Source organism: Stenotrophomonas sp. YJH_SMC_27 (assembly GCF_059369815.1).
On sequence record NZ_JCAFTA010000001.1, the window covers coordinates 44007 to 70115 of the forward strand.

The 26109-nt window shown below is 67.7% G+C and carries 21 protein-coding genes; 11 read left to right on the forward strand and 10 right to left on the reverse strand.

All coding sequences use genetic code 11. The features are described from left to right. Window positions 1-7: 7 nt before the first annotated feature. Together emrC and emrR are read right to left on the reverse strand one after the other, a co-directional pair. The gene (gene emrC / locus AC5P7R_RS00220) at window positions 8-1501 is read right to left on the reverse strand and encodes a multidrug efflux transporter outer membrane subunit EmrC (RefSeq protein WP_346483495.1); all 1494 of its coding nucleotides are present in this window, start codon (window positions 1499-1501) and stop codon (window positions 8-10) included. Then, window positions 1498-1941: a multidrug efflux system transcriptional regulator EmrR gene (emrR, locus tag AC5P7R_RS00225; protein WP_019659100.1), complete on the reverse strand. Its 444-nt coding sequence runs from the start codon at window positions 1939-1941 to the stop codon at window positions 1498-1500. Before emrR ends, emrC begins: the two co-directional genes overlap by 4 nt. A 172-nt stretch (window positions 1942-2113) precedes the next feature. Here emrR and AC5P7R_RS00230 point away from each other — a divergent pair, with 172 nt between their 5' ends. The 3 genes from AC5P7R_RS00230 (at window position 2114) to AC5P7R_RS00240 (ending at window position 5937) form a co-directional block, all read left to right on the forward strand. Next, entirely contained in the window at window positions 2114-2995 is an 882-nt protein-coding gene (locus AC5P7R_RS00230; RefSeq protein WP_026346921.1) for a helix-turn-helix domain-containing protein, read from the forward strand. Between the two features lie 59 nt (window positions 2996-3054). Then, window positions 3055-5298 (forward strand): DNA topoisomerase IV subunit A, encoded by a 2244-nt coding sequence (gene parC / locus AC5P7R_RS00235; RefSeq protein WP_021204132.1) that lies wholly within the window; start codon window positions 3055-3057, stop codon window positions 5296-5298. Window positions 5299-5514: 216 nt separating this feature from the next. Next, window positions 5515-5937 (forward strand): hypothetical protein, encoded by a 423-nt coding sequence (locus AC5P7R_RS00240; protein WP_021204133.1) that lies wholly within the window; start codon window positions 5515-5517, stop codon window positions 5935-5937. Window positions 5938-6299: 362 nt separating this feature from the next. Here the strand turns inward: AC5P7R_RS00240 and bfr are convergent, their stop codons facing one another. Then, window positions 6300-6788 (reverse strand): bacterioferritin, encoded by a 489-nt coding sequence (gene bfr, locus AC5P7R_RS00245; protein ID WP_005415872.1) that lies wholly within the window; start codon window positions 6786-6788, stop codon window positions 6300-6302. A 123-nt stretch (window positions 6789-6911) separates the two neighbouring features. Between bfr and AC5P7R_RS00250 the strand changes: the two genes are divergently transcribed. After that, the gene (locus AC5P7R_RS00250) at window positions 6912-9242 is read left to right on the forward strand and encodes a penicillin acylase family protein (RefSeq protein ID WP_495213690.1); all 2331 of its coding nucleotides are present in this window, start codon (window positions 6912-6914) and stop codon (window positions 9240-9242) included. An 82-nt stretch (window positions 9243-9324) separates the two neighbouring features. Here AC5P7R_RS00250 and AC5P7R_RS00255 read toward each other — a convergent pair whose 3' ends face one another. The 7 genes from AC5P7R_RS00255 to map form a co-directional block, all read right to left on the reverse strand. After that, entirely contained in the window at window positions 9325-10713 is a 1389-nt protein-coding gene (locus AC5P7R_RS00255) for a cation:proton antiporter domain-containing protein (RefSeq protein ID WP_021204135.1), read from the reverse strand. Window positions 10714-10836: 123 nt separating this feature from the next. After that, on the reverse strand, window positions 10837-12528 hold the full coding sequence (gene asnB / locus AC5P7R_RS00260) for an asparagine synthase B (protein WP_478436302.1): 1692 nt from the start codon (window positions 12526-12528) through the stop codon (window positions 10837-10839). Window positions 12529-12907: 379 nt separating this feature from the next. Beyond that, entirely contained in the window at window positions 12908-14035 is a 1128-nt protein-coding gene (gene dapE, locus AC5P7R_RS00265) for a succinyl-diaminopimelate desuccinylase (RefSeq protein WP_206621627.1), read from the reverse strand. Then, window positions 14032-14403 carry an arsenate reductase gene (locus AC5P7R_RS00270; RefSeq protein WP_021204138.1) on the reverse strand — a complete coding sequence of 124 codons (372 nt, stop codon included), beginning with the start codon at window positions 14401-14403 and terminating at the stop codon, window positions 14032-14034. Before AC5P7R_RS00270 ends, dapE begins: the two co-directional genes overlap by 4 nt. Window positions 14404-14594: 191 nt before the next feature. After that, window positions 14595-15656, reverse strand: coding sequence for a 2,3,4,5-tetrahydropyridine-2,6-dicarboxylate N-succinyltransferase (dapD, locus tag AC5P7R_RS00275; protein ID WP_019659110.1), 1062 nt, complete (start codon window positions 15654-15656; stop codon window positions 14595-14597). Next, a complete protein-coding gene (locus AC5P7R_RS00280; RefSeq protein ID WP_026346923.1) occupies window positions 15656-18265 on the reverse strand; it encodes a [protein-PII] uridylyltransferase in 2610 nt (869 codons plus the stop codon). The genes dapD and AC5P7R_RS00280 overlap by 1 nt, the downstream gene beginning before the upstream one ends. A 20-nt stretch (window positions 18266-18285) precedes the next feature. Further along, window positions 18286-19071: a type I methionyl aminopeptidase gene (gene map / locus AC5P7R_RS00285; RefSeq protein WP_032955117.1), complete on the reverse strand. Its 786-nt coding sequence runs from the start codon at window positions 19069-19071 to the stop codon at window positions 18286-18288. Between the two features lie 242 nt (window positions 19072-19313). Between map and AC5P7R_RS00290 the strand changes: the two genes are divergently transcribed. The 7 genes from AC5P7R_RS00290 (at window position 19314) to rpsB (ending at window position 26091) form a co-directional block, all read left to right on the forward strand. Further along, window positions 19314-19844, forward strand: coding sequence for a Csu type fimbrial protein (locus AC5P7R_RS00290; RefSeq protein WP_019659113.1), 531 nt, complete (start codon window positions 19314-19316; stop codon window positions 19842-19844). Further along, window positions 19844-20593: a fimbrial biogenesis chaperone gene (locus tag AC5P7R_RS00295; RefSeq protein WP_188250076.1), complete on the forward strand. Its 750-nt coding sequence runs from the start codon at window positions 19844-19846 to the stop codon at window positions 20591-20593. Before AC5P7R_RS00290 ends, AC5P7R_RS00295 begins: the two co-directional genes overlap by 1 nt. A gap of 7 nt (window positions 20594-20600) precedes the next feature. After that, entirely contained in the window at window positions 20601-22967 is a 2367-nt protein-coding gene (locus AC5P7R_RS00300) for a fimbria/pilus outer membrane usher protein (RefSeq protein ID WP_021204140.1), read from the forward strand. Beyond that, a complete protein-coding gene (locus tag AC5P7R_RS00305; RefSeq protein WP_227854340.1) occupies window positions 22964-24001 on the forward strand; it encodes a Csu type fimbrial protein in 1038 nt (345 codons plus the stop codon). The genes AC5P7R_RS00300 and AC5P7R_RS00305 overlap by 4 nt, the downstream gene beginning before the upstream one ends. A gap of 125 nt (window positions 24002-24126) precedes the next feature. Continuing rightward, window positions 24127-24369 carry a hypothetical protein gene (locus AC5P7R_RS00310; protein ID WP_478419398.1) on the forward strand — a complete coding sequence of 81 codons (243 nt, stop codon included), beginning with the start codon at window positions 24127-24129 and terminating at the stop codon, window positions 24367-24369. Then, on the forward strand, window positions 24369-25064 hold the full coding sequence (locus tag AC5P7R_RS00315) for a fimbrial biogenesis chaperone (protein WP_111097795.1): 696 nt from the start codon (window positions 24369-24371) through the stop codon (window positions 25062-25064). Before AC5P7R_RS00310 ends, AC5P7R_RS00315 begins: the two co-directional genes overlap by 1 nt. A 220-nt stretch (window positions 25065-25284) precedes the next feature. Further along, entirely contained in the window at window positions 25285-26091 is an 807-nt protein-coding gene (gene rpsB, locus AC5P7R_RS00320) for a 30S ribosomal protein S2 (RefSeq protein ID WP_005408748.1), read from the forward strand. The last annotated feature ends 18 nt before the right edge of the window (window positions 26092-26109 follow it).

Sequence of the window (26109 nt, forward strand, 5' to 3'; positions counted from 1 at the left end):
GAAGTCTTCAGGAATGCGAGGAATCGGAATGGGAGGCGATCGGTGCGCGGTCGGCGTCAGCGGGCTGAAAACCACCGCCCAGCGCCTTGCTCAGGCGCACCGAGGTCTGCACCTGCTGCGACTGCAGGCCGGCCAGCTGCTGCTGCGACTGCAACAGCGTGGACTGCGCGGTCAGCACGTCCAGGTAGCTGCCGATGCCGGCGCGGTAGCGCTGCTGGGCCAGGTCGAAGGCAGCGCGTGCGGTGTCCACCGCCTGCTGCTGCGACTGCGCCTGCTGTGCCAGCGAGCGCACCGCGTTGACCTGGTCGGCCACATCACGCAGCGCATCGAGCACGGTCTGGTTGTAGTTGGCCACCGCCAGGTCGTACTGCGCATCGGTATTGGCCAGGTTGGCGCGCAGCTTGCCGCCTTCGAAGATCGGCAGGCTCAGCGCCGGGCCGATGTAGGCGAAGGTGGAACTGCTCTTCAGCAGGTCGCCCACATTCGGGGCGACCACGCCGGCCAGCGCGGTCAGGTTGAAGCTCGGGTAGAACTTGGTCTTGGCAACCTTGATCTGCTTGTCGGCTGCTTCAACGCGCCAGCGTGCGGCCACGATGTCGGGGCGGCGGCCAAGCAGTTCGCTGGGCAGCACGCCCGGCAGCTGCAGTGCCACCGGGTTCAACGGCTGCGGGCGCTGGATCGACAGGCCACGGTCCGGGCCCTTGCCGACCAGCGCGGCCAGTGCGGTGCGGGCGGCGTCGATGCGCTGCTGTGCGGCCTGCACCTGCTGCTGTGCGGCCGGCACGCGGGCCTCGGCCTGGCGCACCTGCAGATCACTGTCGATGCCGGCGCGGCGGCGCTGGCGGGTCAGCTCAAGTGACTTCTGCGAACGGCTCAGCTCTTCCTCGGCCACGTCGTTGAGCTGCCACGCGTAGGCCAGGTCGGCATAGGCCTGGGTGATGCCAGTGGACAGGTTCAGGCGGGCGGCCTGCGCTTCAACGGTGGCGGCGTGCGCACCGTCCACGGCGGCTTCCCAGGCGGCGCGCTTGCCGCCCCACAGGTCCACGCCGTAGCTGAAGTCGAAGGCGACCTGGCTGCTGCCGGCGTAATGGCCACCGATCTCGCTGCCTGCCATCGACTCAGGCAGGCGCAGGCCGGTGTAGCCACCGGACACCGACAGGCTCGGCAGTTCGTCGGCACGCGCAGTGCCGACCTGGGCCTGGGCCTGGCGCAGGCGCGCGTCGGCGGCGTCCAGGCTCGGGTGGCCGGCCAGGCCCTCGGCGACCAGCGCGTCCAGCTGCGCATCGCCCAGCGCCTTCCACCAGTCCTGCGCCGGGAAGCCGGTGGCGCTCAGGTCGGTGTCGGCCAGGGTGCGTTCGCTGTGCAGGCTGTCCACATCCAGCACGTGGCCCTGCGGATTGAGGCCACGACTGCTGGCACAGGCGCCCAGGGCCAGGGCCAGCGCTGACACCAGCAGCGTGCGCCCGGACCGGCGGAAATTGAAATGCGGGATCGGGTTCATGGGGTCGTCAAGGAATCGCGGATTCGGGTAAGGAGGGACAGCAGCAGCGTGCGCTCGTCGGTTGAGAGATCACGCAGGGCGTAATCCATCACCGCGTCGCCGCGCAGCTTCAGCCGCGCCCACAACGCGCGGCCTTCATCGGTCAGCACGATCTGCAGCGCACGACGGTCCTGGGCATGCGGTTGGCGACGGACGCAGCCCAGTGCCTCCAGCTTGTCCAGCAGCCGGGTCACGGCGCTGGGCACCTGGTCGATGGCCTGGGCCAGTTCGTTGGCGGTGCACGGCGCCATGTTGGAAAGCACCTTCAACCCGATGTAGTGGGTGAAGCCGATGCCCAGGTCTTCTTCCGCCATGGACGCGTCGAGTTGGCGGACCAGCCCGTCGCGCACCTGGCGCAGCAGCAGGCCGAAGCTGGGAGGAGTGGTTGCAGGACAGATCATGGGGGAGCATTCTCTTCCAAAAAAAATATTTCTCAATGGAAATATTCGATCTGGCATCGAATGCTGTGTTGCAGCAATGGGCTGGATCGGTGAAGGCGCCTACCTTAATGACCTGGTCAGCTGGCCCGGTAGTACAATTCAGCCAATGGATGACACATTTCAGCCAGCGGATATGATGAACAAGGCAGAAATTCCCCCTCCCAAGCGCCTGCTGCGCGACGACGCGCTGGACTGGTTCGAGCGCAACGACGGCCCATCGGTGGTCGCCTACCGCTTCGACAGCCCGCAGGGACTGGTCCGTGAGGTGGACTGGCACCATCACCAGCGCGCGCAACTGATCTACGTGGAGCGTGGCCTGCTGACCACCCGCACCTCGCACGGCACCTGGTCGCTGGCGCCGGGTTCGGCCGGCTGGATGCCGCCGCTGGAGCCGCACACGGTCACCCTCGACGGGCCGCTGCGTGGCTGGGGCATGGCGCTGGCCGCACCCGCCTGTGCCACCCTGCCCGCCGACCCCTGCGTGCTGGGCCTGTCCAAGCTGGCGCAGGCGCTGGCCGAGCGCATCTGCGAATGGCCGCTGGGCTATGACACCACGCCCGAGCGCCAGCACATCATCGAGGTGCTGCTGGACGAGATCCGCACCGCGCCGCGTCAGCGCATGCATCTGCCGATGCCCCACGACCGGCGCCTGCTGAAGATCGCCTCGCAGCTGCTGGCCGACCCGTCCGACGAGCGCAGCCTGGCCGAATGGGCCCACTGGGCCGGCCTGTCGCCGCGCAGCCTGACCCGTCACTTCCGCGACGAGACCACGCTCAGCTTCGCCCAGTGGCGGCAACAGGCCCGCCTGTCCGAGGCGTTGCGCCAGCTGACCGAGGGCCGCAGCGTGGCCGACATCGCCCACGCACTGGGCTTCAGCAGCGCCAGCGCGTTCGTCACCGTGTTCCGCCGCCACTTCGGGCTGCCGCCGGGGCGCTACCTGGCGCGGGCCGGCCACGGCCTGGAAACCGGGCTGGACCCTGCGCGCGGCTTGGCATCCCCCGCCGCATCCGGATAATCACAGGATTGCGAGCGGCGACCGCCGTCGCCGCCTCCCGACATAGGTAACAACGCCGCATGACCGAACTTGCCCGTCCCGTGTTCCACGGATTCGAACAACTGCCGCTGCGCGAGTACGCCGAACGCGCCTACCTCGACTACTCGATGTACGTGGTCCTGGACCGCGCCCTGCCGTTCATCGGCGACGGCCTGAAGCCGGTGCAGCGCCGCATCATCTATTCGATGAGCGAGCTGGGCCTGAATGCCGCGTCCAAGCCGAAGAAGTCCGCGCGCACCGTCGGCGACGTCATCGGCAAGTACCACCCGCACGGCGACAGCGCGTGCTACGAGGCGCTGGTGCTGATGGCACAGCCGTTCTCGTACCGCTACCCGCTGATCGAGGGCCAGGGCAACTTCGGCTCCAGCGACGACCCCAAGTCGTTCGCGGCGATGCGTTACACCGAATCCAAGCTGACCCCGATCGCCGAAGTGCTGCTGGGCGAACTGGGCCAGGGCACCACCGACTGGGCACCGAACTTCGACGGCACCCTGCAGGAACCGACCTGGATGCCGGCGCGGCTCCCGCACCTGCTGCTCAACGGCACCACCGGCATCGCCGTGGGCATGGCCACCGACGTGCCGCCGCACAATCTCAACGAGATCGTCAGTGCGCTGCTGCACCTGCTGGACAACCCCGACGCCACCGTGCGCGACCTGTGCGAACACGTGCAGGGCCCGGACTACCCGTCCAGCGCCGAGATCATCACCGCGGCCAATGACCTGCGCAACATCTACGAGACTGGCAACGGCAGCGTGCGTGCACGCGCGACCTTCACCAAGGAAGCCAGCAACATCGTGATCACGGCGCTGCCGTTCCAGGTGTCGCCGTCGAAGGTGATCGAGCAGATCGCCGCGCAGATGCGCGCCAAGAAGCTGCCGTGGCTGGAGGACATCCGTGATGAATCCGACCACGCCAATCCGGTGCGCGTGGTGCTGGTGCCGCGTTCCAACCGCGTCGACGCCGACCAGTTGATGGGCCACCTGTTCGCCACCACGGACCTGGAGCGCAGCTACCGCGTCAACCTCAACGTGATCGGGCTGGACGGCCGTCCGCAGGTGAAGAACCTGAAGATGCTGCTCAGCGAATGGCTGACCTTCCGCAGCAACACCGTCACCCGCCGCCTGCAGCACCGCCTGCAGAAGGTCGAGCGTCGCCTGCACCTGCTGGAAGGCCTGCTGGTCGCCTTCCTCAACCTGGACGAGGTGATCCACATCATCCGTACCGAAGACGAGCCGAAGGCCGCGCTGATCGCGCGCTTCGGCCTGTCCGAGGAACAGGCCGAGTACATCCTGGAAACCAAGCTGAAGCAGCTGGCCCGCCTGGAGGAAATGAAGATCCGCGGCGAGCAGGATGAACTGGCCAAGGAGCGCGAGAAGATCCTCGGCATCCTGGACAGCAAGGCCAAGCTGAAGAAGCTGATCCGCGATGAACTGACCGCCGACGCCAGGAAGTTCGGCGACGCACGCCGTTCGCCGCTGGTGCAGCGCCAGGCGGCGCAGGCCATCGACGAGACCGAGCTGGTGCCGAGCGAACCGATGACCGTGGTGCTGTCGGAGAAGGGCTGGATCCGCGCCGCCAAGGGCCACGACGTCGATGCATCCGCACTGTCGTACCGTGAAGGCGACGGGCTGCAGGGCGCGGTGCGCGCACGCAGCACCCAGCAGGTCGCGTTCCTCGACAGCGAAGGCCGCGCCTACTCGACGCCGGTGCACACCCTGCCCTCCGCGCGTGGCAATGGCGAACCGCTGACCGGCCGCTTCTCGCCGGCACCGGGCACCAGCTTCGTGACCCTGGCCAGCGCCGAGCCGGACACCCGCTTCGTGCTGGCTTCCAGCCACGGCTATGGCTTCGTCACCCGCTTCGAGAACCTGATCGGCCGCAACAAGGCCGGCAAGGCGATGCTGAACCTGTCGGCGGGCTCGTCGGTGCTGACCCCGTCGGTGGTCGCCAACGTCGCCACCGACCGCATCGTGGCGGTGACCAGTTCGGGCAACCTGTTGGCGATCGCCGCCAACGACCTGCCGGAACTGGACAAGGGCAAGGGCAACAAGATCATCGAGATCCCGAAGGCCAAGCTCGCCACCGAACGCGTGGTCGCCATCGTGGCGATCAGCCCGGGGCAGACCCTGCAGGTGCGCAGCGGCCAGCGCACCATGGGCCTGAAGTTCAACGAGCTGGATGCCTACCTCGGCGCCCGCGCCACCCGCGGCCACCTGCTGCCGCGCGGCTGGCAGAAGGTGGAAGGGTTGTCGGTGGAATGAGGGGCACTTGGGTCGGATCCCTTTCCACCGGAAAGGGCTCTGACCCCGGACACCGCCCCTGGTAGGTGTCAACCTTGGTTGACACGCTTTGCCTCGATAGACGAACAGGGCATAAGCGACAATCGTTGACCAATTGAACGCAAATAGCCGGGGAGATCCTGGCTATTTGCGTTTTTGCCTCACACTCAGACGATTGCTACCACGACCAACTGCCGAATGATCCCTTCAATAATTCAGGTTCAAGGCCTTGGCGAACTGCACATCGTCGGCGACTCCGATACAGGTTGGTTCGCCCAAGGACGCTTGCCTGCAAAGGACGGCACATTCTTCTCGATCCAGACGTCCGAAGACGGTCAACTGATCCCAGAGGTGGGCTTCGTGATGGGGCAGCTCTCGAAGCTGCCAGCCCTGCAGCAACAAGCCTTGGAACATCTCGCCGTTCACTTCCCGGCCGAAGCTTCTTCGGGGGAAGGCCCGCTGGCATCCGAGCCAGAACTTACGTTCTGGGAACAGAAAAGGTGGTCGATTCTCTTTGCAGAGGGACGACTGACAATCTGCCACCCCTACGGGGTTCTGGTCGACTTCAATGGGACGACTCCTGTGGGCTATCAGGATCTCTCCGACGCTGACGAATTGTGATTTCCCCTGTCTGACTTGAATCTCCGTCGTCGCGCGATCCGACAGGAGTGAGGGGTCAGAGCCGTTTTCGTTGAAAACGGATCTGACCCCGGACACGAAAAAGCCGGGGCATTCCCCGGCTTTCTCGTTGTCGGCTGGCGGGCGATGGAGCAGCTGGCTGGCGAAGGCTGGCTGGCGATGCTCCGGTGCTGGCGGGCGACAGAACGCCGTGCTTCTGGTAGAGCCGATTGCTGGTCGGCTGCTCTTTGCTCTTGGTAGAGCCGACTGTCAGTCGGCTGCTTTACCGAAAAGCGGCCGACCAGCGGTCGGCTCTACCGGAAGGCAGCCGAGCATTGGCTCGGCTCTACAAAAAGCGGTGCCGGTCAGTGCGCCGGGGCGCCGCTGCCGTCGATCTTGCTCAGCTGGTACAGCTCCAGGCCGATGCGCTTGATCAGGCCCAGCTGCTGCTCCAGCCACCAGGCGTGGTCTTCCTCGGTGTCCTTCAGCTGCGCCAGCAGGATGTCGCGGCTCACGTAGTCGCCCTTCTCCTCGCACAGCTTCATGCCGGCGGCGAGATTGTTCCGAACCGCGTATTCAGTGTCGAGATCCTTCTGCAGCATCTCTTCCACGGTCTTGCCCGGCTCGGTGGCGTGCGGGCGCATGTCCGGGTCCCCGCCCAGGAACAGGATCCGGCGCAGCAGCGCATCGGCGTGCTGGGTTTCCTCTTCCATCTCGTGGTTCAGGCGTTCGTACAGCGCGAACAGGCCCTGGTCCTCGTAGCGGCGGGAATGGATGAAGTACTGGTCGCGGGCAGCGAGCTCGCCGCGCAGCAGTTCCTTCAGGCAGGCGATGACGTCCGGGTTGCCTTTCATGGGGGGCTCCTGTGAATCGATGCGGCATAGGGTGCCGCATTTCAAAGTACGGTGATCTAATCGGAATCAGTCGCAGTTGCGCCTGCGGCTACAATCGGCCCACGAGTTCGGAAAGGACGTGCGATGCGACGTACATGGCGTTGGGTGCTGGGCGTAGTGATCGCCATCGTGCTGATCGCCGCACTGGTCCTGTGGCTCCTGCTGCGGGGCAGCCTGGCCGACCTGGACGGCGAGCATGCCTTGCCGGGGCTGGCCGCGCCGGTCACCCTCGAGCGCGATGCGCTGGGCGTGGTCACCATCACCGCCGGCAGCCAGGCCGATGCGATGCGCGCACTCGGCCGCGTGCACGCGCAGGAACTTTATTTCGAAATGGACCTGATGCGCCGCAGTGCCGCCGGCGAACTGTCAGCGCTGTTCGGGCCGAAGGCCATCGACGCCGACAAACGCATGCGCGTGCATCGCCTGCGTGAACGCACCGAAGCGCAGCTGGACGCTGCATTGGGCGACAACGGCGATGCCGTGCGTGCCTACGTGGACGGCGTCAACGAAGGCCTGACCGATCTCTCCGTGCGCCCGTGGGCCTACCTGCTGCTGCGGCAATCGCCACAACCCTGGCAGGCCAGCGACAGCGTGCTGGCCGGGCTGGCCATGTATGCCGACCTGCAGGATCCGGGCAATCAGACCGAGCTTGCGCTGAGCCGCATCCGCGCTGTGGTGCCGCCAGCGCTCTACGCGCTGATTGCCCACGACGGTACGGAATGGGATGCACCGCTGTTCGGCGAACCGAGCGGCAATGCTGCCCTGCCCGACGCCAGCCAGCTCGATCTGCGCACATTGAAGGGAAAGTCGGGCACCGAGCAGGAAGAAGCCGACGTCGTCGGCAGCAACAACTTCGCGGTGGCCGGGGCGCTTACCGCCGACGGCCGCGCGATCGTCGCCGACGACATGCACCTGGGCCTGCGTGCCCCCGGCCTGTGGTTCCGCGTGCGCCTGCGCTACCCCGATCCACAGGCTGCCGGCGGCCAGGTCGATGTCACCGGCTTCTCGCTGCCCGGCCTGCCGGCGGTGATCGTCGGCAGCAACGGGCACGTGGCCTGGGGCTTCACCAACAGCTACATCGACACGGCGGACTACCGCACCGAACCGGCCAACGCCGCAGTGACCGTGAATGAAGAGCGAATTGCGGTGGCCGGCCAGGCCGACGTGCTGTTGACGGTACGCGAAACCGACTGGGGGCCGATCCTGCACACGCATGCAGATGGCAGTGGCGACGCGCTGCGCTGGGTCGCCCACCTGCCCGGCGCGGTGCGGCTGGACTTCGGTGACCTGGCCCACGCTGGCGATCTGGACGCTGCACTGAAGTTCGCCGACCGCGCCGGCATCCCCGCGCAGAACCTGGTGGTCGGCGACCGCAGCGGACGCATCGCCTGGCGGCTGATCGGCGCCCGCCCGGATCGCGGTCCGGGCTGCGCGCCGGCCGGCTTCAGTGCCGGCAACAACCAGGACTGTGCGCCGTGGCCGATCCGCAGCGATGCTTCACCGGCATTGATCGATCCTCCCAACCACCGCCTGTGGACCGCCAACGGCCGCGTCCTCGACGGCGAGGCACTGGTCAGCGTCGGCAACGGTGGCTATGACCTGGGAGCACGGGCGCGGCAGATCCGCGACCTGCTGGCGATCCAGGAGCGCTTCGACGAGCACGACCTGCTGGCGATCCAGCTCGACGATCGCGCGGTGTTCCTGCAGCGCTGGTGGGCCCTGCTGCACGACGTCATCGAGCGCAGTGACGACCCTGCACTGAAGCGTTTGAAGGAGGCCAGCCATCAATGGGACGGCCGTGCCTCGGCCAGCTCGGTCAGCTACCGGGTGGTGCGCGAGTTCCGTACGCAGGTGATGACAACACTGTCCAATGCACTGCTGGCACCGGCCAATGCGCAGCTGGGCGATGACTATCTGGAGCCGCGCCTGGCGCAGCTGGAAGGCGTGGCCTGGCCGATGCTGCAGCAGCGTCCGGCCAATCTGCTGCCACCGGCCTTCGACAGCTGGGATGCGCTGCTGATCGACGCCGCACGCCGCACCGAGAGCGAGCTGGCCAGGCAAGGCCCACTGGCCAAGCGCAGCTGGGGCGAACGCAATACGGCGGCGATCTGCCACCCCATCGCACGGGCGCTGCCGGACATCGCCAAACACTGGCTGTGCATGCCGGCCGACCGCCTGCCCGGCGACCGCGACATGCCGCGCGTGCAGACGCCGGGCTTCGGTGCTTCCGAGCGCATGGTGGTTTCGCCCGGGCACGAGGCCGACGGCATCGTGCATATGCCCGGCGGCCAGAGCGGGCACCCGCTGTCGCCGTACTGGGGCGCCGGCCACGAAGACTGGGTGCATGGGCGGCCGACGCCGTTCCTGCCGGGCAAGCCGCAGCACACGATGACGCTGGTGCCGGCATCGCGGTAGTGCCGCCCGCTGGCCGGCATCCATGTAGGTGCGTCCAGCATCATGAGGTTGCCGGCCAGCGGCCGGCACTACCGTTCGACGCTCAGCCCCTGCGCCGCTCGATCAGGTTCAGCAGTGGCCCGGTCATCGCCGTTGTCACCAGCGCCATGATCACCAGCACCGCGAACAGGCGGTCACCGAGCAGGCCAAGTTCGTAACCCAGGTTGAGCACGATCAGCTCCATCAGGCCACGGGTGTTCATCAGTGCACCCAGCCGCCACGCCTCACGGGTGGGCATGCCGGCACTGCGCGCGGCGCTGAAGGTACCCAGCAGCTTGCCGGTCGTGGCCACTGCGATCACCACACCACACAGCACGATGTCGCTGGCCTGCAGCGCGTCGGCGCGCATGCGAAGGCCAGTCATGGCGAAGAACAGCGGCAGCAGCAGGGTCACCGCGAACGGTTCGACGCGGGCCATCAACAGGCCGCGCAGCTGCGCGTTGGACGACACCGCCACGCCCGCAGCGAACGCACCGAACAGCGCGTGGATGCCCAGCATTTCGGTGATCAGGGCACTACCCAGCGACAGCAGCAGGATGCCGAGCAGCCAGCGCCCCTCACGGCCCGGCGCAATCTCCTGGCGAGCGAACCACGGCTTCACCAGCCCCAGCATCAGCACCACGAAGGCGACCACGCACAGCAGATTGAGACTGGCCGGCAGCCAGCCGCTGGCCTGTGCCGCCGCCACGATCAGTGCCAGCAGGCACCATGCGGTGGCATCGCCCAAAGCCGCGCAGGCGATGGCGGTCTGGCCCAGCGGCGTCTGCGTGATGCCACGGTCGGCGAGGATGCGCAGCAGCACCGGGAACGCGGTGATGCTCATCGATATGCCAACGAAAAGCGCGAATGCGGTGAAGCCCACGCCCTGCGGGCCGTGCTGCGGGTACAGCCAGATCGCCAACGCGACGCCGAGCACGAACGGCACCGCGATGCCGGCATGGCTGACCGTGAAGGCGAAACGCCGGCGGCCGCGCAGTGCCGCCAGGTCCAGTTCGGCACCGGCCACCAGCAGAAACATCAGCACGCCCAGCTGGCTGAGCATGCCCAGAGGGCCCAGCGAACTGGCCGGGAACAGCGCACCCTGCAGCTGCGGCAGCAGGCTGCCGAGCACCAGCGGCCCCATCATCAGGCCGGCGGCCATCTCGCCGATCACCGCCGGCTGCCCCAGCCGCTTCAGCAGCGCACCGGCGCCCTTGGCTACCAGCAACAGCACCAGCAGCTGCAGCAGGAACAGGCCCAGCGGTGACGCCAGATGCCGTGCCCAGCTGCCTTCGGCAGCGACCGTGGTACGCGCAACCGCCTCGGGGGCGGCCGGCCCGGCATAGCGCGCCAGCAGCACGCCGGCCAGCAACGGCACCCCAGCCCAGGCCAGGTAGCGCCATCCCCACTTCGTCGGCGACGGGTGCCCCCCGCGCTGTGCGTCCATGAACATTCCCCAATGCGCAGGGGGCGATCATACAAAAAGGGGACGGAGGGGATTAAGTCGTTTGTGCCCGCCGGGCATGGCCCGGCGCTACCATCGCTCGGTAGCACCGGGCCGTGCCCGGCGGAAGCATTACGCCAGTGCCTGCTCGTGCACGCCGGCGATCGCGCGGCCCGAGGGATCTGCAGCCGCGGCGAAGCTGGCGTCCCAGGCAATGGCCGCCGGCGACGAACAGGCGATGGACTTGCCACCCGGCACGGTCTCTGCGGCTGCGCGGCTGGGGAAGAACTGCTCGAACAGGTGGCGGTAGTAGTACGCCTCCTTGGTCTGCGGCAGGTTGTGCGGGAAGCGCTTGTCGGCCGCAGCCAGTACACGGTCGCTCACCTGCGCCTCGGCATGTGCCTTCAGCCCGTCGATCCAGCCGTAGCCGACGCCATCGCTGAACTGTTCCTTCTGCCGCCACAGGATGCTGTCCGGCAGGTAGCCGTCGAACGCCTCGCGCAGCACCGCCTTTTCGATGCGGCGACCGCCAAAGCCGGCGCCCACCATCTTGTGCGCGGCATCGAAGCGCATCGCCACGTCGAGGAATTCGCGGTCGAGGAACGGCACGCGTGGCTCCACGCCCCAGGCCATCATCGACTTGTTGGCACGCAGGCAGTCGTAGTTGTGCAGCGCGTCGAGCTTGCGCACCAGCTCCTCGTGGAATTCACGCGCATCCGGCGCCTTGTGGAAATACAGGTAGCCACCAAAGATCTCGTCGCTGCCCTCGCCGGAGAGCACCATCTTCACCCCCATCGCCTTGATCCGCCGCGCCAGCAGGAACATCGGCGTCGAGGCGCGGATGGTGGTGACGTCGTAGGTTTCGATGTGGCGGATCACTTCCGGCAACGCATCGAGGCCTTCCTCGAAGGTGTACTCGAAGCCGTGATGCACGGTACCCAGCGCTTCGGCAGCAATGGCAGCGGCAGCCAGATCCGGCGAGCCCCTCAAGCCGATCGCGAACGAATGCAGGCGCGGCCACCAGGCTTCGGTCTGCCCGCCATCCTCGATGCGGCGACGTGCATAGCGCGCAGCCACCGCCGCCACCAGCGACGAGTCCAGGCCACCGGACAGCAGCACGCCGTATGGCACGTCGCTCATCAACTGGCGTTCCACCGCATGCTCGAAGGCCTGGCGCAGTTCGGCCAGATCGGCCTGGCGCCCCTGCACGTCAGCGTAGGCGCGCCACGACTGCTGGTAGTAGCGCACCAGCTCGCCACTGGCGCTGTCGAAATAGTGGCCCGGCGGGAACTGCGCGACATCGGCACAGGTATCGACCAGCGCCTTCATTTCCGAGGCCACGCGCAGGCGGCCCTGGGCATCGTGGCCCCAGTACAACGGCACCACGCCGATCGGATCGCGCGCCACCAGCACTCGGCCGGCATCACGGTCCCACAGCGCGAAGGCGAAGATGCCGTTGAGCTGCTCCAGCCACTGCGCCGGCGATCCGCCTTGGCGGTAAAGCGCGTTGATCACCTCGCAGTCCGAACCCGTCTGGAAGTCGTAGGCGGTGGTCAGCGTGGCCTTCAACTGCTGGTGGTTGTAGATCTCGCCGTTCACCGCCAGCGCCAGCTGGCCATCGGCCGACAGCAGCGGCTGCGAGCCACCGGCCGGGTCGACGATGGCCAGCCGCTCGTGGACCAGCAGCGCACCTTCGTCAAGATACACGCCGCTCCAGTCCGGGCCGCGGTGGCGCTGGCGCTGCGACAGTTCCAGCGCATGGCGGCGCAGAGCCGGAAGATCGTCACCGGCCTGCAGGCCGAAGATTCCGAATATCGAACACATGGGGGGAGCTCCTGTTGGGGGAATTTCACGGGTGGGAGGGTGTTCGACCGGCCATCCAGGCCCGGGTGGGGCTGCGCCCGGGCACAAAAAAACCCGCATCGACCGATGCGGGTTTTCTGGTGTCCGGGCGTGTGTTGCTGTCTATCTACCCAGGGCGCAGTCCCGCATCGGCCGCGCACGATTATTCGCGCGCAGATTATTGCGGTTGTTGCTATTGACGGCGGTGGCCAGGCGGATCGACATGGCATCGACCCTACCCCGGATTCCGGCGCTGCGCAACCGTTGCATTGGCAACCAGGTGAAGGTGTGCCGACCAACGGTCGGCACCCAGCAGTCGGCACTCACAGGGGGAGCGCCGGGCCGTGCCCGGCGCCATGCCTCACGCCAGCAGCCGTTCCACCAGGCGCTGGTAAAGCCCCGGCAACGCTTCCAGATCATCCACGCGCACGTTCTCATCCACCTGGTGGATGCTGGCGTTGACTGGCCCCACTTCGATGCACTGCGCACCCAGCGGCGCGATGAAGCGTGCATCGGAGGTGCCGCCACCGGTGCTTTCCTCAGGGGCACGACCGATGTGCTCGGCCAGCACCGCGCGTGCGGTGGCGCGCAGCGTGCCTTCCGGGGTGTAGAACGGCTCGCCACTGCGATGCCACTTCAGCGCGTACTGCAGCCCGTGCCGGTCCAGCAGCGCGGTGATCTCCGTTTCCAGCTTCGGTGCATCCCAGTGCGGGTTGTAGCGGATGTTGAAATCGACCTCCAGCTCCCCGGGAATCACGTTGTTGGCGCCGGTGCCGGCACGGATGTTGGAGATCTGCAGGCTGGTCGGCGGGAAACTCTCGTACCCCTCGTCCCAGCGTCGCGCCGTCAGCTCGGCCAGGGCCGGCGCCGCCAGGTGGATCGGGTTGCGTGCCTTCTCCGGATACGCCACGTGGCCCTGCACGCCCTGCACGCGCAGCTTGGCCGACAGGCTGCCGCGACGCCCGACGCGCAGCAGGTCGCCCAGCGCCGCTGTCGATGATGGCTCGCCGGTAATGCACCAGTCGATGCGCTGGCCGCGCTCGGCGAACAGGCGCGCGACGTGGCGCACGCCATCGATCGCGTCGCCTTCCTCGTCGCTGGTCAGCAGCACCGCCAGCGTGCCGGGGTGATCGGGATGCGCGGCGACGAACTGCTCGGCGGCCACCACGAACGCGGCCACGCTGCCCTTCATGTCGGCGGCGCCACGGCCATACAGCACGCCATCGCGGATCTGCGGCGTGAACGGATCGCTGGTCCAGGCCTCGCGCGGGCCGGTGGGCACCACGTCGGTATGGCCCAGCAGCACCAGCACCGGCGCACCCTGGCCGTGGGTCGCCCACAGGTTGTCGACCTCACCCAGACGCAGCTGGTCACAGTGGAACCCTGCCTGCTTCAACCGCGCCGCCAGCAGTGCCTGGCAGCCGGCGTCGTCCGGGGTAACCGAGGGGCGCGCGATCAGCTCGCAGGCCAGGTCGAGGACGGCACTCATGACTGGCCCACGCCGAAGCGGGCCTTGAAGCCGTTGTCACTGAAACCCTGGCTGGCCTTGCCGTCGGCCGTGACCACCAGCGGGCGCTTGATCAGCTGCGGGTACTCGCGCAGCAGCAGCTTCCATTCGGCCTCGGAGTCCGCGGCCTTGCGGTTGTCCGGCAGCTGCCGCCAGGTGGTGGAGGACTTGTTCACCATCGCCGCCAGCCCCCCCAGCTGCGCGGCCCATTCCAGCAGCGTTTCCGGGCTGGGCTTGTTGTCGCGGTAGTCGACGAAGGTGTACGGCACGCCGAAGCGGTCCAGCCACTTGGTCGCCTTCTTGCAGGTATCGCAGTTCTTCAAACCGTAGACAGTGGTGCTCATGGCCATCTGTGATGCTGGAAAACAGAGCGGCAGAATCTCACAACAGGCGTTCGGGCACGACCCTGAACGGCACGGCACGGTGGGTCGCCTGCCACAGCGCGGCGCACGCGGCAGGCGCGGCAGCATCCGCCCGAACAGGACGTCGGAGGGATGCCGGTAGCTCGCGTACTGCGCCGGATCCTCCGGCGCAGTCACCTTCAGTCGGCCAGGCCGCGCAGCAGGTCGTTGACGCTGGTCTTGCTGCGGGTCCTGGCATCGACCTGCTTGACGATCACCGCGCAGTACAGCGAATGGGTACCGTCCTTGCTCGGCAGCGAGCCGGACACCACCACGCTGTACGGCGGGATGTAGCCGTAGCTGATCTCACCGGTGGCGCGGTTGTAGATGCGGGTGCTCTGGCTGAGGAACACGCCCATGCCGATCACGCTGTGGTGGCCGACCACCACACCCTCAACCACTTCCGAGCGGGCACCGATGAAGCAATGGTCCTCGATGATGGTCGGGCTGGCCTGCAGCGGCTCCAGCACGCCGCCGATGCCGGCACCGCCGGACAGATGACAGTGCTGGCCGATCTGCGCGCAGGAACCGACGGTGGCCCAGGTGTCCACCATGGTGCCTTCGCCGACATAGGCGCCGATGTTGGTGAAGCTCGGCATCAGCACCACATCCTTGCCGAAATACGTGCCACGGCGAGCAATCGCGCCCGGCACCACGCGCACGCCGCCTCGGCGGAACTTCGCTTCGTCATAGCCGGCGAAGCGCGATTCGACCTTGTCCCAGAACGGTGCCGGGCGTGCATCGACCACCGCCATGTCGTTGACACGGAAATACAGCAGCACCGCCTTCTTCAGCCACTCGTTGACCTTCCAGCCGCCCTGGCCGTCCGGCTCGGCGACGCGGAATTCACCGCTCTCCAGGCCGTCGATCACACGGTTGACCAGCGGCCTGGTCGAGCCTTCCAGTTCGTGCAGGGTCAGCGTGGCGCGGCGTTCGAAGGCACTTTCGATGCCGAACTTCAGTTCTTCCACGCCCGGCGCGGCCGGCTTGCGCAGCGACTTGCGGGCGATGGTTTCGGCGCGTGCGGCTTCTGCGCTCTTGGCCGGGGCCTTCTTCGGTGCCGCCACCTTCTTCGCCGGCGCCTTCACCACCGCGGCTTTCTTCGGCGCGGCAGCCTTCTTCGCGGCCGGCACGGCGGCAGTTTTCTTGGCCGCTGCGCTCTTGGCGGTGGCAGCAGTCTTCTTAACAGGCTTGGTGGCCATCAGGCGGGGTCTCCGGCGTTTCGATCAGGGTCCAGGCAGGCCAGCATCGCGTCATGCAGCTGCTGCCGGGCAGGTTCAGTCAGGGGGAGGTCGTGTTCGTCACTGATCACGAAGGTGTCTTCGGCGCGTTCGCCGAATGTCGCAATGCGCGCATCATGCACGCGCAGGCCCTGGTTGCGCAGCACGAACGCCACATCGGCCAGCAGGCCGGGGCGGTCGGGGGCGACCAGGGCAAAACGGGTTGCGCCCGGTTCATCGCGGAATTCGATGCGCGGCGCAAAACGGAAATGACGCAGCTGCCGCGGCACCACCCGGCGTGACGGCCGAAGCCGCGCAAGGTCGCCACTCAGGGCCTCGCGCAGCGCCGCTTCCAGATTGGCACTGTTGCCATCGGCAAACGTGTCGGCCGGGTTCACTTCGAAGGTATCGAAGATGGTGTCGGCCGGGCCGTCCAGCACGCGTGCACGGTGGATCCCGTAGCCCTTGCGGTCCAGGGTCATCACGATCGCGGCGAACAGGCCGTCGCGGTCGGGCGAGTGCACGAACACTTCCAGCGCGGGGTCGTCGACACTGATCCGGCGGACCTTGACCAGGGTCTGGCCCTGCTTCACCGGCACCAGCGCAGCGGCCTGCCAGGCCAGCTGCTCGGGGCGCAGGCGGATGAAGCCCTCATCGGGCATCACCGCGAACTGGCGGTCGATGGTGGCATCGTCGTAACCCTGCTCGCGCACCAGTGCGCGCACGCTGTCACGCGCCTCGGCCACACGCTCGGCGGCGGGCACCGGATGCTCCAGCCCTTCGCGCAACGCGCGCCGGGTGGCGAAGTAAAGGTCGGCCAGCAGGCGATCCTTCCAGGCGTTCCACAGTTTCGGGCTGGTGCCGGCAATATCGGCACAGGTCAGCAGATACAGGTAGTCCAGGCGGTCGCGGCTGCCGACCAGGGTGGCGAAGCGATGGATCACCACCGGGTCGGCAATGTCCTGCTTCTGCGCGGTCACCGACATGCGCAGGTGCTGTTCGACCAGCCAGGCGACCAGTTCGGTATCGGTGCCACTGAGCGCATGTGCCTGGCAGAACGCGCGCGCGTCCACCGCACCCAGCTCGGAGTGGTCGCCGCCGCGGCCCTTGGCAATGTCATGGAACAGGCCGGCCAGCAGCAGCAGCTCCGGCTTGCGCAGGCGCGGCCACACTTCGTGCGCGATCGAGAAGCGCTCGTCGGCACGGCTGCTGGCGAACAGGCCGATGTTGCGCAGGACCATCAGCGTGTGCTGGTCGACGGTGTAGACATGGAACAGGTCGAACTGCATGCGCCCGCTGACTTGGGCGAACGCGGGAATCCACTGGCCAAGCACGCCCAGCCGCGCCATGCGCGAAAGCGTGTCGACCGGGCGCTGGCCACGCAGCAGGGCAAGGAAGTGCTCGCGTGCGTCGGCGTCGGCCTGGTCATAGGCCGGCAGCAGCGGCAGCGACTCGGCCAGTGCACGCGCGGTCAGCGAGTGCAGGCCGCGCACCTGCGGGTTGTTGGCCCAGCTGGAAAACAGCGCGAACACTTGGCCAATGTCGCCCTGCGGCCAGTCGGCCTCGTTGGCGGCCAGGTAGCCACGACGCAGGGAAAAGCCCACGGTCAGCGGCTCCGGCTGCGCCTCGCCGTCGAACTGCTCCTCGAAGCGCTGCAGCAGGCGGTCGCTGATCCGCCGCACCACCAGCGCGGCGCGGTAGAAGCCCTGCATCATTTTCTCGACACCGAGGCTCTCGGCGTCGTCTTCGAAGCCCAGGCGCGCGGCGAGGGTCTTCTGGTAATCGAAACGCAGGCGCTCTTCCGGGCGACGTGCTACCAGGTGCAGGCCAAACCTCAGTCGCGCCAGCACGGCACGTTCGCGCTTGAGCGCCGCGGCTTCGTCGGCACCCAGATGGCCGAGCCCGACCAGGGCTTCCAGGTCGCGCACGCCGAACGCGCGCAGTGCCATCCAGCCCAGCGTGTTGAGATCGCGCAGGCCACCGGGGCCATCCTTCAGGTCCGGCTCCAGGTTGTCGGCGGTATCACCGAAGCGCTGGTGACGGTTGCGCAGCTCTTCCAGCTTGGCCAGGAAGAAAGTGCGTGCCGGCCACAGTTCGCGATCGTCGATGGCCTCGCGCAGCGCGCGGCGGGCGGCGTCATCGGCCAGGATCGGACGCGCCTCGATCAGCGCGGTCAGCACGGTCTGGTCAGCCGCCGCCTCGCGGCACTGCAATGCAGAACGCACCGCATGGCTGACCGCCAACCCGCAGTCCCACAGCAGCGCGAACAGCCGCGCCAGGGCCGCTTCGTGCGCCAGTTGCGCCGGCGGATCGCCGAACACCAGCAGGTCGATGTCCGATCGCGGGAACAGTTCACCGCGGCCATAGCCGCCCACCGCGAACAGCGACAGGCCGCTGCCGGCCGGCAGGCAACGCTGCCACGCCAGGCGGATCAAGTGATCGGCAGCGCGCGCACGCAACGCCAGCAGGCGCTCGATGTTGTCGCCCTGGTCGAAACGGCGGTACAGGCGTGCGTCGGCCTGCTGCAGCGCCTGCCGCGCCGCAGCAGCCCAGTCCGGGTCGTTGAGCGACGCGGCCGGCGTGTCCAGCAGCGAACTCGCCGGCAGCATCGTCAGGAAACCTGCGACTCGCCCGGCGACAGGGTCAGCACGTCGACGCCGGTCTCGGTGACCGCGACCATGTGCTCCCACTGCGCCGACAGCTTGCGGTCCTTGGTCACCACGGTCCAGCCATCCGGCAGCACCTTGTTGTAGCGGGTGCCCTCGTTGATCATCGGTTCGATGGTGAAGGTCATGCCCGGCTGCAGCACCAGGCCCTGGCCCGGGCGGCCGTAATGCACCACCTGCGGCTCATCGTGGTAGACCTTGCCGATGCCGTGGCCGCAGTACTCGCGCACCACGCTGAAACGCTCGCCTTCGGCATAGCTCTGGATGGCATGGCCGATGTCGCCCAGGGTGGCGCCCGGACGCACGGCGCGGATACCGCGCCACATGGCTTCGTAGGTGGTTTCCACCAGGCGGCGGGCCATCACCGACGGCGTGCCGACGAAGTACATGCGGCTGGTGTCGCCGTGCCAACCGTCCTTGATGACGGTGACATCGATATTGATGATGTCGCCATCCTTGAGCACCTTCCCTTCACTGGGGATGCCGTGGCAGATGACATTGTTGACCGAGGTGCACACGGTCTTCGGGAAGCCGCGGTAGCCGACGTTGGCCGGAATGGCGCCCTGCACGTTGACGATGTGGTCGTGGCAGATGCGGTCCAGCTCCTCGGTGGTGACACCGGGCTTGACGTGGGGGGTGACGATGTCCAGCACTTCGCTGGCCAGGCGGCCGGCGATGCGCATCATCTCGATTTCCTGCGGGGTTTTCAGATTCACGCTCATGGCACCCATTATCGCCGATCCGGCCGCAATCTGAACGAACGCCACCCAACTGGCATTCCGGGCCATGCACCGGGCCATGCACGCTTTCGGCAAGGAAAATGAAAGCGTGATGCCCTCCACCCTTTCGCCCGCCTGTTTATCACGGATTACAGACACTTACGCCACCTAAGCTGGGGTCACCGTCGCCGAAGCGGTGCCGATCGTGCCGCCTTCGCCTTGTTCAACGGACCTTCGGGTCAGGGAGGTTGTCCATGCGATCCGCGCTTCGTTCTCCGCTTGCCTGGGCCTTCGCCGGCCTCCTGCTGTCCAGCCCGGCCCTGGCCGCAGATACCACCACCTTCAACGTCACGCTGGTGGTCACCAAGGCCTGCACCATCACGGCCGCGGCCGCTACCAACGTCGACTTCGGCACGGCGGCGTCGACCACCGCCACGCCCACCCTCGGCCAGGGCACGGTCACCGCGCAGTGCTCGGCGCTGACGCCGTACACGATCGCGCTGAATGCGGGCGCCAACGCGGGCACCGCCAACGACGTCACCACGCGGCGCATGAAGAACACCAATGCCGCCGTGACCGCCAACAACTATGTCGGCTACCAGCTCTACCAGGATGCCGCGCATACCCTGGTCTGGGGATCCACAACCGGCACCAATACCCAGGCCGGCATCGGCACCGGCCTGGCCGTGCCGTACGTCGTCTACGGCCAGATCCTGAACCTGAGCACCAACAACCCGGCCACCGGCAGCTACCTGGATACGGTTACCGCCACGATCACCTATTGATGGAGCACGCCCGCATGGCCGGACCCCGCCCGTGGCGCGCCATCGGCGTGGCGCTGCTCGCCCTGTGCCTGCTGGCCACCGCCACCGCCGGCGCCACCAGCCTGCAGGTCGCGCCGACCAGCCTGCAGCTGGAGGCGCGCCAGCGTGCGGCTGAGCTATGGCTGACCAACAGCGGCACCGCGCCGGTAAAGCTGCAGGTGCGCGTGTTCCGCTGGGTGCAGCAGGACGGCCAGGAACGGCTGCTGCCCACCGATGAGCTGATGGCCACACCGCCCATGCAGGAACTGGCCGCGGGCCAGCAGCAACTGGTGCGGGTGATGCGTCCGGACATCGAGCCACCGCCTGCACAACGGCACTACCGGTTGATCGTCGACCAGATCCCGGACCTGGCCACGCGTGCCGAGGGCATGCAGTTCGTCCTGCGCTATTCGATCCCCGTGTTCGTGCAGCCTTCGGCCGGCGCCCTCGCCCCACAGTTGCAGGCCCGCCTGGTGACACTGGCGGATGGCCGCAATGGCGTGGAGGTGGCCAATACGGGTGACAGCTACGCGCAGATCGCCGATCTTGCGCTGGGCAGCGCCACGCGTCCGCGCATCGTCCATCCCGGATTGCTGGGCTACGTGCTGCCGGGCCAGGTGATGCGCTGGCCGATCGAGCGCGTGGCGATCGACCGCGACAACGACCAGATCACGGCCAAGCTCAATGGCGAGTCGGAACAGACGCCACTGTCGCCCCCACCGGCTCGCTGAGGCCTTGATGGGCGCGTTGCTGGCTGCCCTGGCTCCCGCGGCGACCGAGGCCGCCGATGCGTCCGGCGCGGCCGTTGATGTCTCCGGCGTGTCGGCCGATGCCACCCTGCCGCCCCCGACCCCATTGACCGCCAGCCAGACGCTGTACCTGGATGTGTCGCTCAACAGCACGCCACGCGGCCTGCTGCCGTTCATCGAGAACCGCGGCCGGCTTCAGGCCAGCCCCGAGGTGTTGCGCCAGCTCGGCTTCAATGCCAGCGGCGAGGTACCGGTCTACCTGGACCAGATCAGTGGCGCGGTGGTGCGCTACGACGCGCACATGCAGACCCTGGCGCTGGATGTGCCGCTGGACCAGCTGACCCTGCCGACCACGGTGCTCAGCCGGCCGCAGGCGCGTGCGCCGACTGGCACTGCCTCGCCGGGCGTGCTGCTCAACTACGACGTATACGGCAGCCGGGTGGACACGCTCGGCAACCTCAGCCTGAGCTCGGAGCTGCGCGTGTTCGGCATCGGCAACGGGACTTTTGAGAACACCGCCATCAGCCGCCGCTACCAGCAACCCGGTGATCGCCGTTGGCGCGGCGAAAGCGTGCGCCTGGACACCCGCTGGAGCCTGGACTTCCCCGACAGCGCAACGACGCTGGAGGTCGGCGACTTCTACAGCGGCTTCGTCGACTGGACCCGGCCAGTGCGCCTGGGTGGCGTGCAGATCGGTCGCAACTACGGGCTGCAGCCCTATCGCGTACTGACGCCCACGCCGAGCTTCCTCGGCCAGGCCGTGGTGCCCTCCACGGTCGAGCTGTACGTGGATGGCCTGCGCCAGTACAGCGGACAGGTCCCGGTCGGTCCCTTCCAGCTGGCGGCACAGCCTGGTATCAGCGGCACCGGCAATGCGCAGGTGGTGGTAACCGATGCGTTCGGCCGCATGCAGACACTGGATTTCAGTTTCTATGGCACCCAGCAACTGCTGGCCAAGGGCCTTTCGGACTGGTCGGTCGGCGTCGGCCAGCTGCGCGAGGACTTCGGCCAGCGCTCCTTCGGCTACGACGATCGCTCGGTGGCCAGTGCCAGCTGGCGCGGCGGCATCAGCGATGCCTTCACTGGCGAGGCGCATGCCGAAGGCGGCGGCGGCCTGGCCCAGGCCGGCATCGGCGGCTGGTGGCTGCTCGGCGCTGCCGGCGTGTTCAATGCGGCCTATGCACGCAGTGATTACCACGGCCTGCGGGGCGGGCAATGGGCGCTGGGCTACAGCTGGAACAACCGCCGCTTCAACGTCAATCTGCGCAGCGTGCGCAGCCACGGCGACTACCGCGACCTGGGCGCACTGCAGGGCAACCTGCCACCGAGCATCAGCGAGCAGGCCACCCTCGGCCTGGACCTGCTGCGGCTGGGCACGCTCAGCGCAAGCTACCTGCGCCTGCGCTACCCCGACGGCGACGACAACCGCTACGCCAGCCTGTTCTGGTCGCGCAGCTGGAGCCAGCGCTGGTCGGCCTACCTGTCGATGAACCAGAACCTGGACCAGAGCGACGACCGCAGCATCTACCTGTCGCTGACCGCCAGTCTGGGCAACAACCGCCAGGCCAGCCTCTCGAGCCAACGCAACGGCGACAGCCAGAGCTGGGTCGCGGACGTGACCCAGCCGGTGCCCGGCGATGGCAGTGCCGGCGGCGTCGGCTGGCGCGCACAGCTGCGCCATGGCGAGGACGGCAATGGCGGCCTGGCCGAGGTCGGCATCCTCAACGATACCGGCCGCTATTCGTTCGGCGCCTCGCGCCAGGGCGGGCTGAACTATGCCTACGCCAGCGCCAGCGGCAGCGTGGTGTGGATGGGTGGCCACACCTTCGCCACGCGCGAAGTGTCGGACGCGTTCGCGGTGATCAGCACCAGTGGCGTCGGCGGCGTGCCGGTGCGGCTGGAAAACCGCCTGATCGGCGTCACCGATGATCGCGGCCTGCTGCTGGTCAGCCCGTTGCTGTCCTGGCAGCGCAACCGGGTCTCGATCGACACCCTGGACCTGCCCGAGGACATGCGTGCCGACCGCATCGAGAATTGGGTGACCCCGCGCCAGCGCGCCGGCACCCGGATTGCCTTCGAGCTGCGCTCGCGACCGTCGCTGAGCCTGACCCTGCTGGCAATGGACGGGCAGCCGCTGGAGGTGGGCAGCGAGGTGCAGCTGCCCGATGGCCGCCAGGCCACGGTCGGCTATGACGGCCTGCTGTACCTGGAAGACGTTGCCGCCGGCAGCGTGCTGTACGTCACCACCAGCCGCGGCCCCTGCCGGGTGAAGGTCCCCGACCCGCCCAGGGTGGTGGCGACCGGCGCGCGGCCGAAACCGGCGCCGCTGCAGTGCATTCCGGAGGTGGCGCCATGAGGACATTGCTGCTCGGCCTGCTGCTGTTCGCTGGCCTGCTGGCGGCAGCACCGGCCCGCGCCGTCGCGGTCTGCACCGCGGTCGCCAATCCAACGCTGCCGTTCGGCAACATCAACAGCAATGCGCCTGGCCCGAGCACGGCCAACCTCAACATCACGGTGACATGCACCACCGCCGCGCTGAGCGCGCTGGCCACAACCGGTGTGCGCGTCTGCGTCGGCATCGGCGCAGGCAGTGGTGGCGGCAGCAGTTCAAGCTGGCGGACGATGAAGACCAGCAGCAGCGACAGCATGAACTTCCAGCTCTACAACTCCTCGGACTTCAGCCAGGTGACGGGGTTGGTCCCGCGCGGCACGCCCCCGGCACAGGAACTGACCATGACCTACAGCGTGCCGCTGGTCGCCGGCGGCAGCGGTGCGCAGTCCGTGCAGCTGTTCGGGCAGATTCCGGCCAACCAGATCCTGGCCTCCGGCGCCTACAGCAGCACCTTCAGCGGCGCCGACGTGGTGTTGACCTGGGCCTGGAACGAGGTCCTGCTCGGCAATGCCACAGTGCCCGCCACCTGCAACGGCGGCGCCACCGGCACCAACAGCGCAAGCGCAGCCTTCAGTTTCACCGCCACCGCCAATGTGCTGCCGCAGTGCGGCAGCTACGTCACCACCGACATGAACTTCGGCAACGTCACCGGCGGCATTCCCGCCAACATCGACCGGACCGCCACGCTGACACTGACCTGCCTGAAGAACACCGCCTTCCAGGTCGGACTCAACAACGGCCGGAACAACCCTGCCGCGACCAGCATCCGGCGCATGGCCACCACCATCGGCGGCAGTACCTACTACCTTCCCTACGAGCTGTACAGGGACTCGGCTCGGAGCCTGCGCTGGGGCAATACGTTGACTGTCGACACGGCCAGCGGCACCGGCACCGGCAGCGCACAGCAGCTGACCATCTACGGCCGGGTGCCACCGGTCACCGGCCAGCCCCCGGCTGGTACCTACAACGACCTGGTGACGGTGACGATCACCTATTGACCGGCGTGCCGACCAACGGTCGGCACCCACCGGACGAAGGCCGTGCCGAGCGCCGGCTCGGCGCTACAGTTCCGGCACATCCCGCCGATACCGCGCAGCAAGTCTTTCAGCATGGTGGATGGCAGGTGGTTCGCACATTTTCGATCGCGGCGATGCTGGTCGCCAGTACGCCGGCCTTGGCCGAACCCAGCAGCTCCCTGCAGATCCGGCTGACCGTGGTCGACTCCTGCAGCGACGACACCGGTGGCGCGCGCTGTACGGCGCCGCACCAGCGCAGCGATACACCCCAGCTGCCATCCCAGGTGCGCGAGCTCGCACCACCGGCGACGGACGAGAACGCAACACCCGCCGTGACCCGCATCTACTGATGCGCGCGCTGCTGATCCTGCTTGCACTGCTCGCGCAGCCGGCTGCGGCGCTTGAGGTGTTGCCTACCACCCTGCAGCTGCCGGCCGAAGGCGGCCGCGCCGAGCTGTGGCTACGCAATCCCGGGCCCGGCCGCTGGCAGGGCCACGTGCAGGTGCTGGCCTGGGATCAGCAGCTGGACGCCGAACGACTGCAGCCCAGCGACCAGATCCGGGTCAGCCCGACGCGGCTGGATCTCGCCCCGGGCGGTACGCAGCGCGTCTGGCTGCTGCCACGCGATCCGGCCGCGGCAATGGGTGAACAGGCCTACAGGATCGTGCTGACGCCGGCGCTGGCAGGGCTGCCGCGCTACTCGCTACCGCTGTTCCGGGGCGCCGCGGCGCCAGTGCTGCACGCCCGCCTGCAGGGTCGGATCGAGGCCCTGGGGTCGCAGCCTGTGTTGCGACTCAGCAACTGCGGTACGCTGCACGGCCGCCTGCACGACCTGCGCTTCATCGCGGCGGACGGCCAATCGACAGTGCTGGTGGGCGGGCTGGCCGGCTACATCCTCGCCGGCCATGAACGACGCTGGCCCCTGCCCGCCCGCGCGGACAGTTACGCAGGTGGCCGCTTCCGGGCACGCCTGCAGGACGGCCGCGAGGTCGATCTGGCCGCATCTGACCCCGCAATTGCAGCGAGCGCCCGCAGCGGGCTATAATCGTCCGGATTCCTGCCGCCTGCGTGCGCGGGAACCCGTCCACACCGGACGTCACCGGTGAATCCACACCTGCTGCCCCCATCCGTGCCGGGGTGCTCCGCAAGGAGTTCGGCCACGGAGGCAACAGGGAAGCCCAACCCCGGAACCGATCGCGCTTCCACGCGTCCCGCATACCTATTCCCGCGGGCGGAATCGCTGGTTCCATATCAGGAGTATTGCAATGCCCCAGGTCACCATGCGTCAGATGCTGGAAGCCGGCGTCCACTTCGGCCACCAGACCCGCTACTGGAACCCCAAGATGGCTCCGTACATCTTCGGCGCCCGCGGCAAGATCCACATCATCAACCTGGAAAAGACCGTCCCGCTGTTCAATGACGCGATGAACTTCATCTCGTCGGTTGCCCAGAAGCGCGGCACCGTCCTGTTCCTGGGCACCAAGCGCAGCGCCCGCGAAACCATCAAGGAAGAAGCCGAGCGTTGCGGCATGCCGTTCATGAACCAGCGCTGGCTGGGCGGCACCCTGACCAACTTCCGTACCGTCAAGCAGTCGGTTGCCCGCCTGAAGGAACTGGAAGCCGGTGAAACCGACGGCACCTTCGAGAAGCTGGTCAAGCACGAAGTGCTGGGCCTGCGTCGCGAGCGCGACAAGCTGGAAGCCTCGCTGGGCGGCATCAAGGACATGAACCGCCTGCCGGACGCGATCTTCGTGATCGACATCGGCCACGAAGACATCGCGATCAAGGAAGCCAAGAAGCTGGGCATCCCGGTCATCGCCGTGGTCGACACCAACTACAACCCGGAACTGGTTGATTACGCCATCCCGGGCAACGACGACGCCATCCGCGCTGTGCAGCTGTACGCCCGCGCCGCTGCCGACGCCGTGCTGGAAGGCAAGGCTGCTGCTCCGCACGCCGCTTCGGTGCGTGAGGAAGAGTTCGCTGAAGCCGCTGCCGAAGGCGAAGAGAAGCCGGCCCGCCGCGCTCCGGCCAAGAAGGCTGCCAAGAAGGGCGACGACGCCCAGGCCTGATCCAGGCCACAGGGTGGA

Excerpts from the sequence above, each read along its gene's own strand:
- emrC (WP_346483495.1), bottom strand. The coding sequence starts at position 1,501 with ATGAACCCGATCCCGCATTTCAATTTCCGCCGGTCCGGGCGCACGCTG.
- emrR (WP_019659100.1), bottom strand. The coding sequence starts at position 1,941 with ATGATCTGTCCTGCAACCACTCCTCCCAGCTTCGGCCTGCTGCTGCGC.
- AC5P7R_RS00230 (WP_026346921.1), top strand. The coding sequence starts at position 2,114 with ATGATGAACAAGGCAGAAATTCCCCCTCCCAAGCGCCTGCTGCGCGAC.
- parC (WP_021204132.1), top strand. The coding sequence starts at position 3,055 with ATGACCGAACTTGCCCGTCCCGTGTTCCACGGATTCGAACAACTGCCG.
- AC5P7R_RS00240 (WP_021204133.1), top strand. The coding sequence starts at position 5,515 with ATGATCCCTTCAATAATTCAGGTTCAAGGCCTTGGCGAACTGCACATC.
- bfr (WP_005415872.1), bottom strand. The coding sequence starts at position 6,788 with ATGAAAGGCAACCCGGACGTCATCGCCTGCCTGAAGGAACTGCTGCGC.
- AC5P7R_RS00250 (WP_495213690.1), top strand. The coding sequence starts at position 6,912 with ATGCGACGTACATGGCGTTGGGTGCTGGGCGTAGTGATCGCCATCGTG.
- AC5P7R_RS00255 (WP_021204135.1), bottom strand. The coding sequence starts at position 10,713 with ATGTTCATGGACGCACAGCGCGGGGGGCACCCGTCGCCGACGAAGTGG.
- asnB (WP_478436302.1), bottom strand. The coding sequence starts at position 12,528 with ATGTGTTCGATATTCGGAATCTTCGGCCTGCAGGCCGGTGACGATCTT.
- dapE (WP_206621627.1), bottom strand. The coding sequence starts at position 14,035 with ATGAGTGCCGTCCTCGACCTGGCCTGCGAGCTGATCGCGCGCCCCTCG.
- AC5P7R_RS00270 (WP_021204138.1), bottom strand. The coding sequence starts at position 14,403 with ATGGCCATGAGCACCACTGTCTACGGTTTGAAGAACTGCGATACCTGC.
- dapD (WP_019659110.1), bottom strand. The coding sequence starts at position 15,656 with ATGGCCACCAAGCCTGTTAAGAAGACTGCTGCCACCGCCAAGAGCGCA.
- map (WP_032955117.1), bottom strand. The coding sequence starts at position 19,071 with ATGGGTGCCATGAGCGTGAATCTGAAAACCCCGCAGGAAATCGAGATG.
- AC5P7R_RS00290 (WP_019659113.1), top strand. The coding sequence starts at position 19,314 with ATGCGATCCGCGCTTCGTTCTCCGCTTGCCTGGGCCTTCGCCGGCCTC.
- AC5P7R_RS00295 (WP_188250076.1), top strand. The coding sequence starts at position 19,844 with ATGGAGCACGCCCGCATGGCCGGACCCCGCCCGTGGCGCGCCATCGGC.
- AC5P7R_RS00300 (WP_021204140.1), top strand. The coding sequence starts at position 20,601 with ATGGGCGCGTTGCTGGCTGCCCTGGCTCCCGCGGCGACCGAGGCCGCC.
- AC5P7R_RS00305 (WP_227854340.1), top strand. The coding sequence starts at position 22,964 with ATGAGGACATTGCTGCTCGGCCTGCTGCTGTTCGCTGGCCTGCTGGCG.
- AC5P7R_RS00315 (WP_111097795.1), top strand. The coding sequence starts at position 24,369 with ATGCGCGCGCTGCTGATCCTGCTTGCACTGCTCGCGCAGCCGGCTGCG.
- rpsB (WP_005408748.1), top strand. The coding sequence starts at position 25,285 with ATGCCCCAGGTCACCATGCGTCAGATGCTGGAAGCCGGCGTCCACTTC.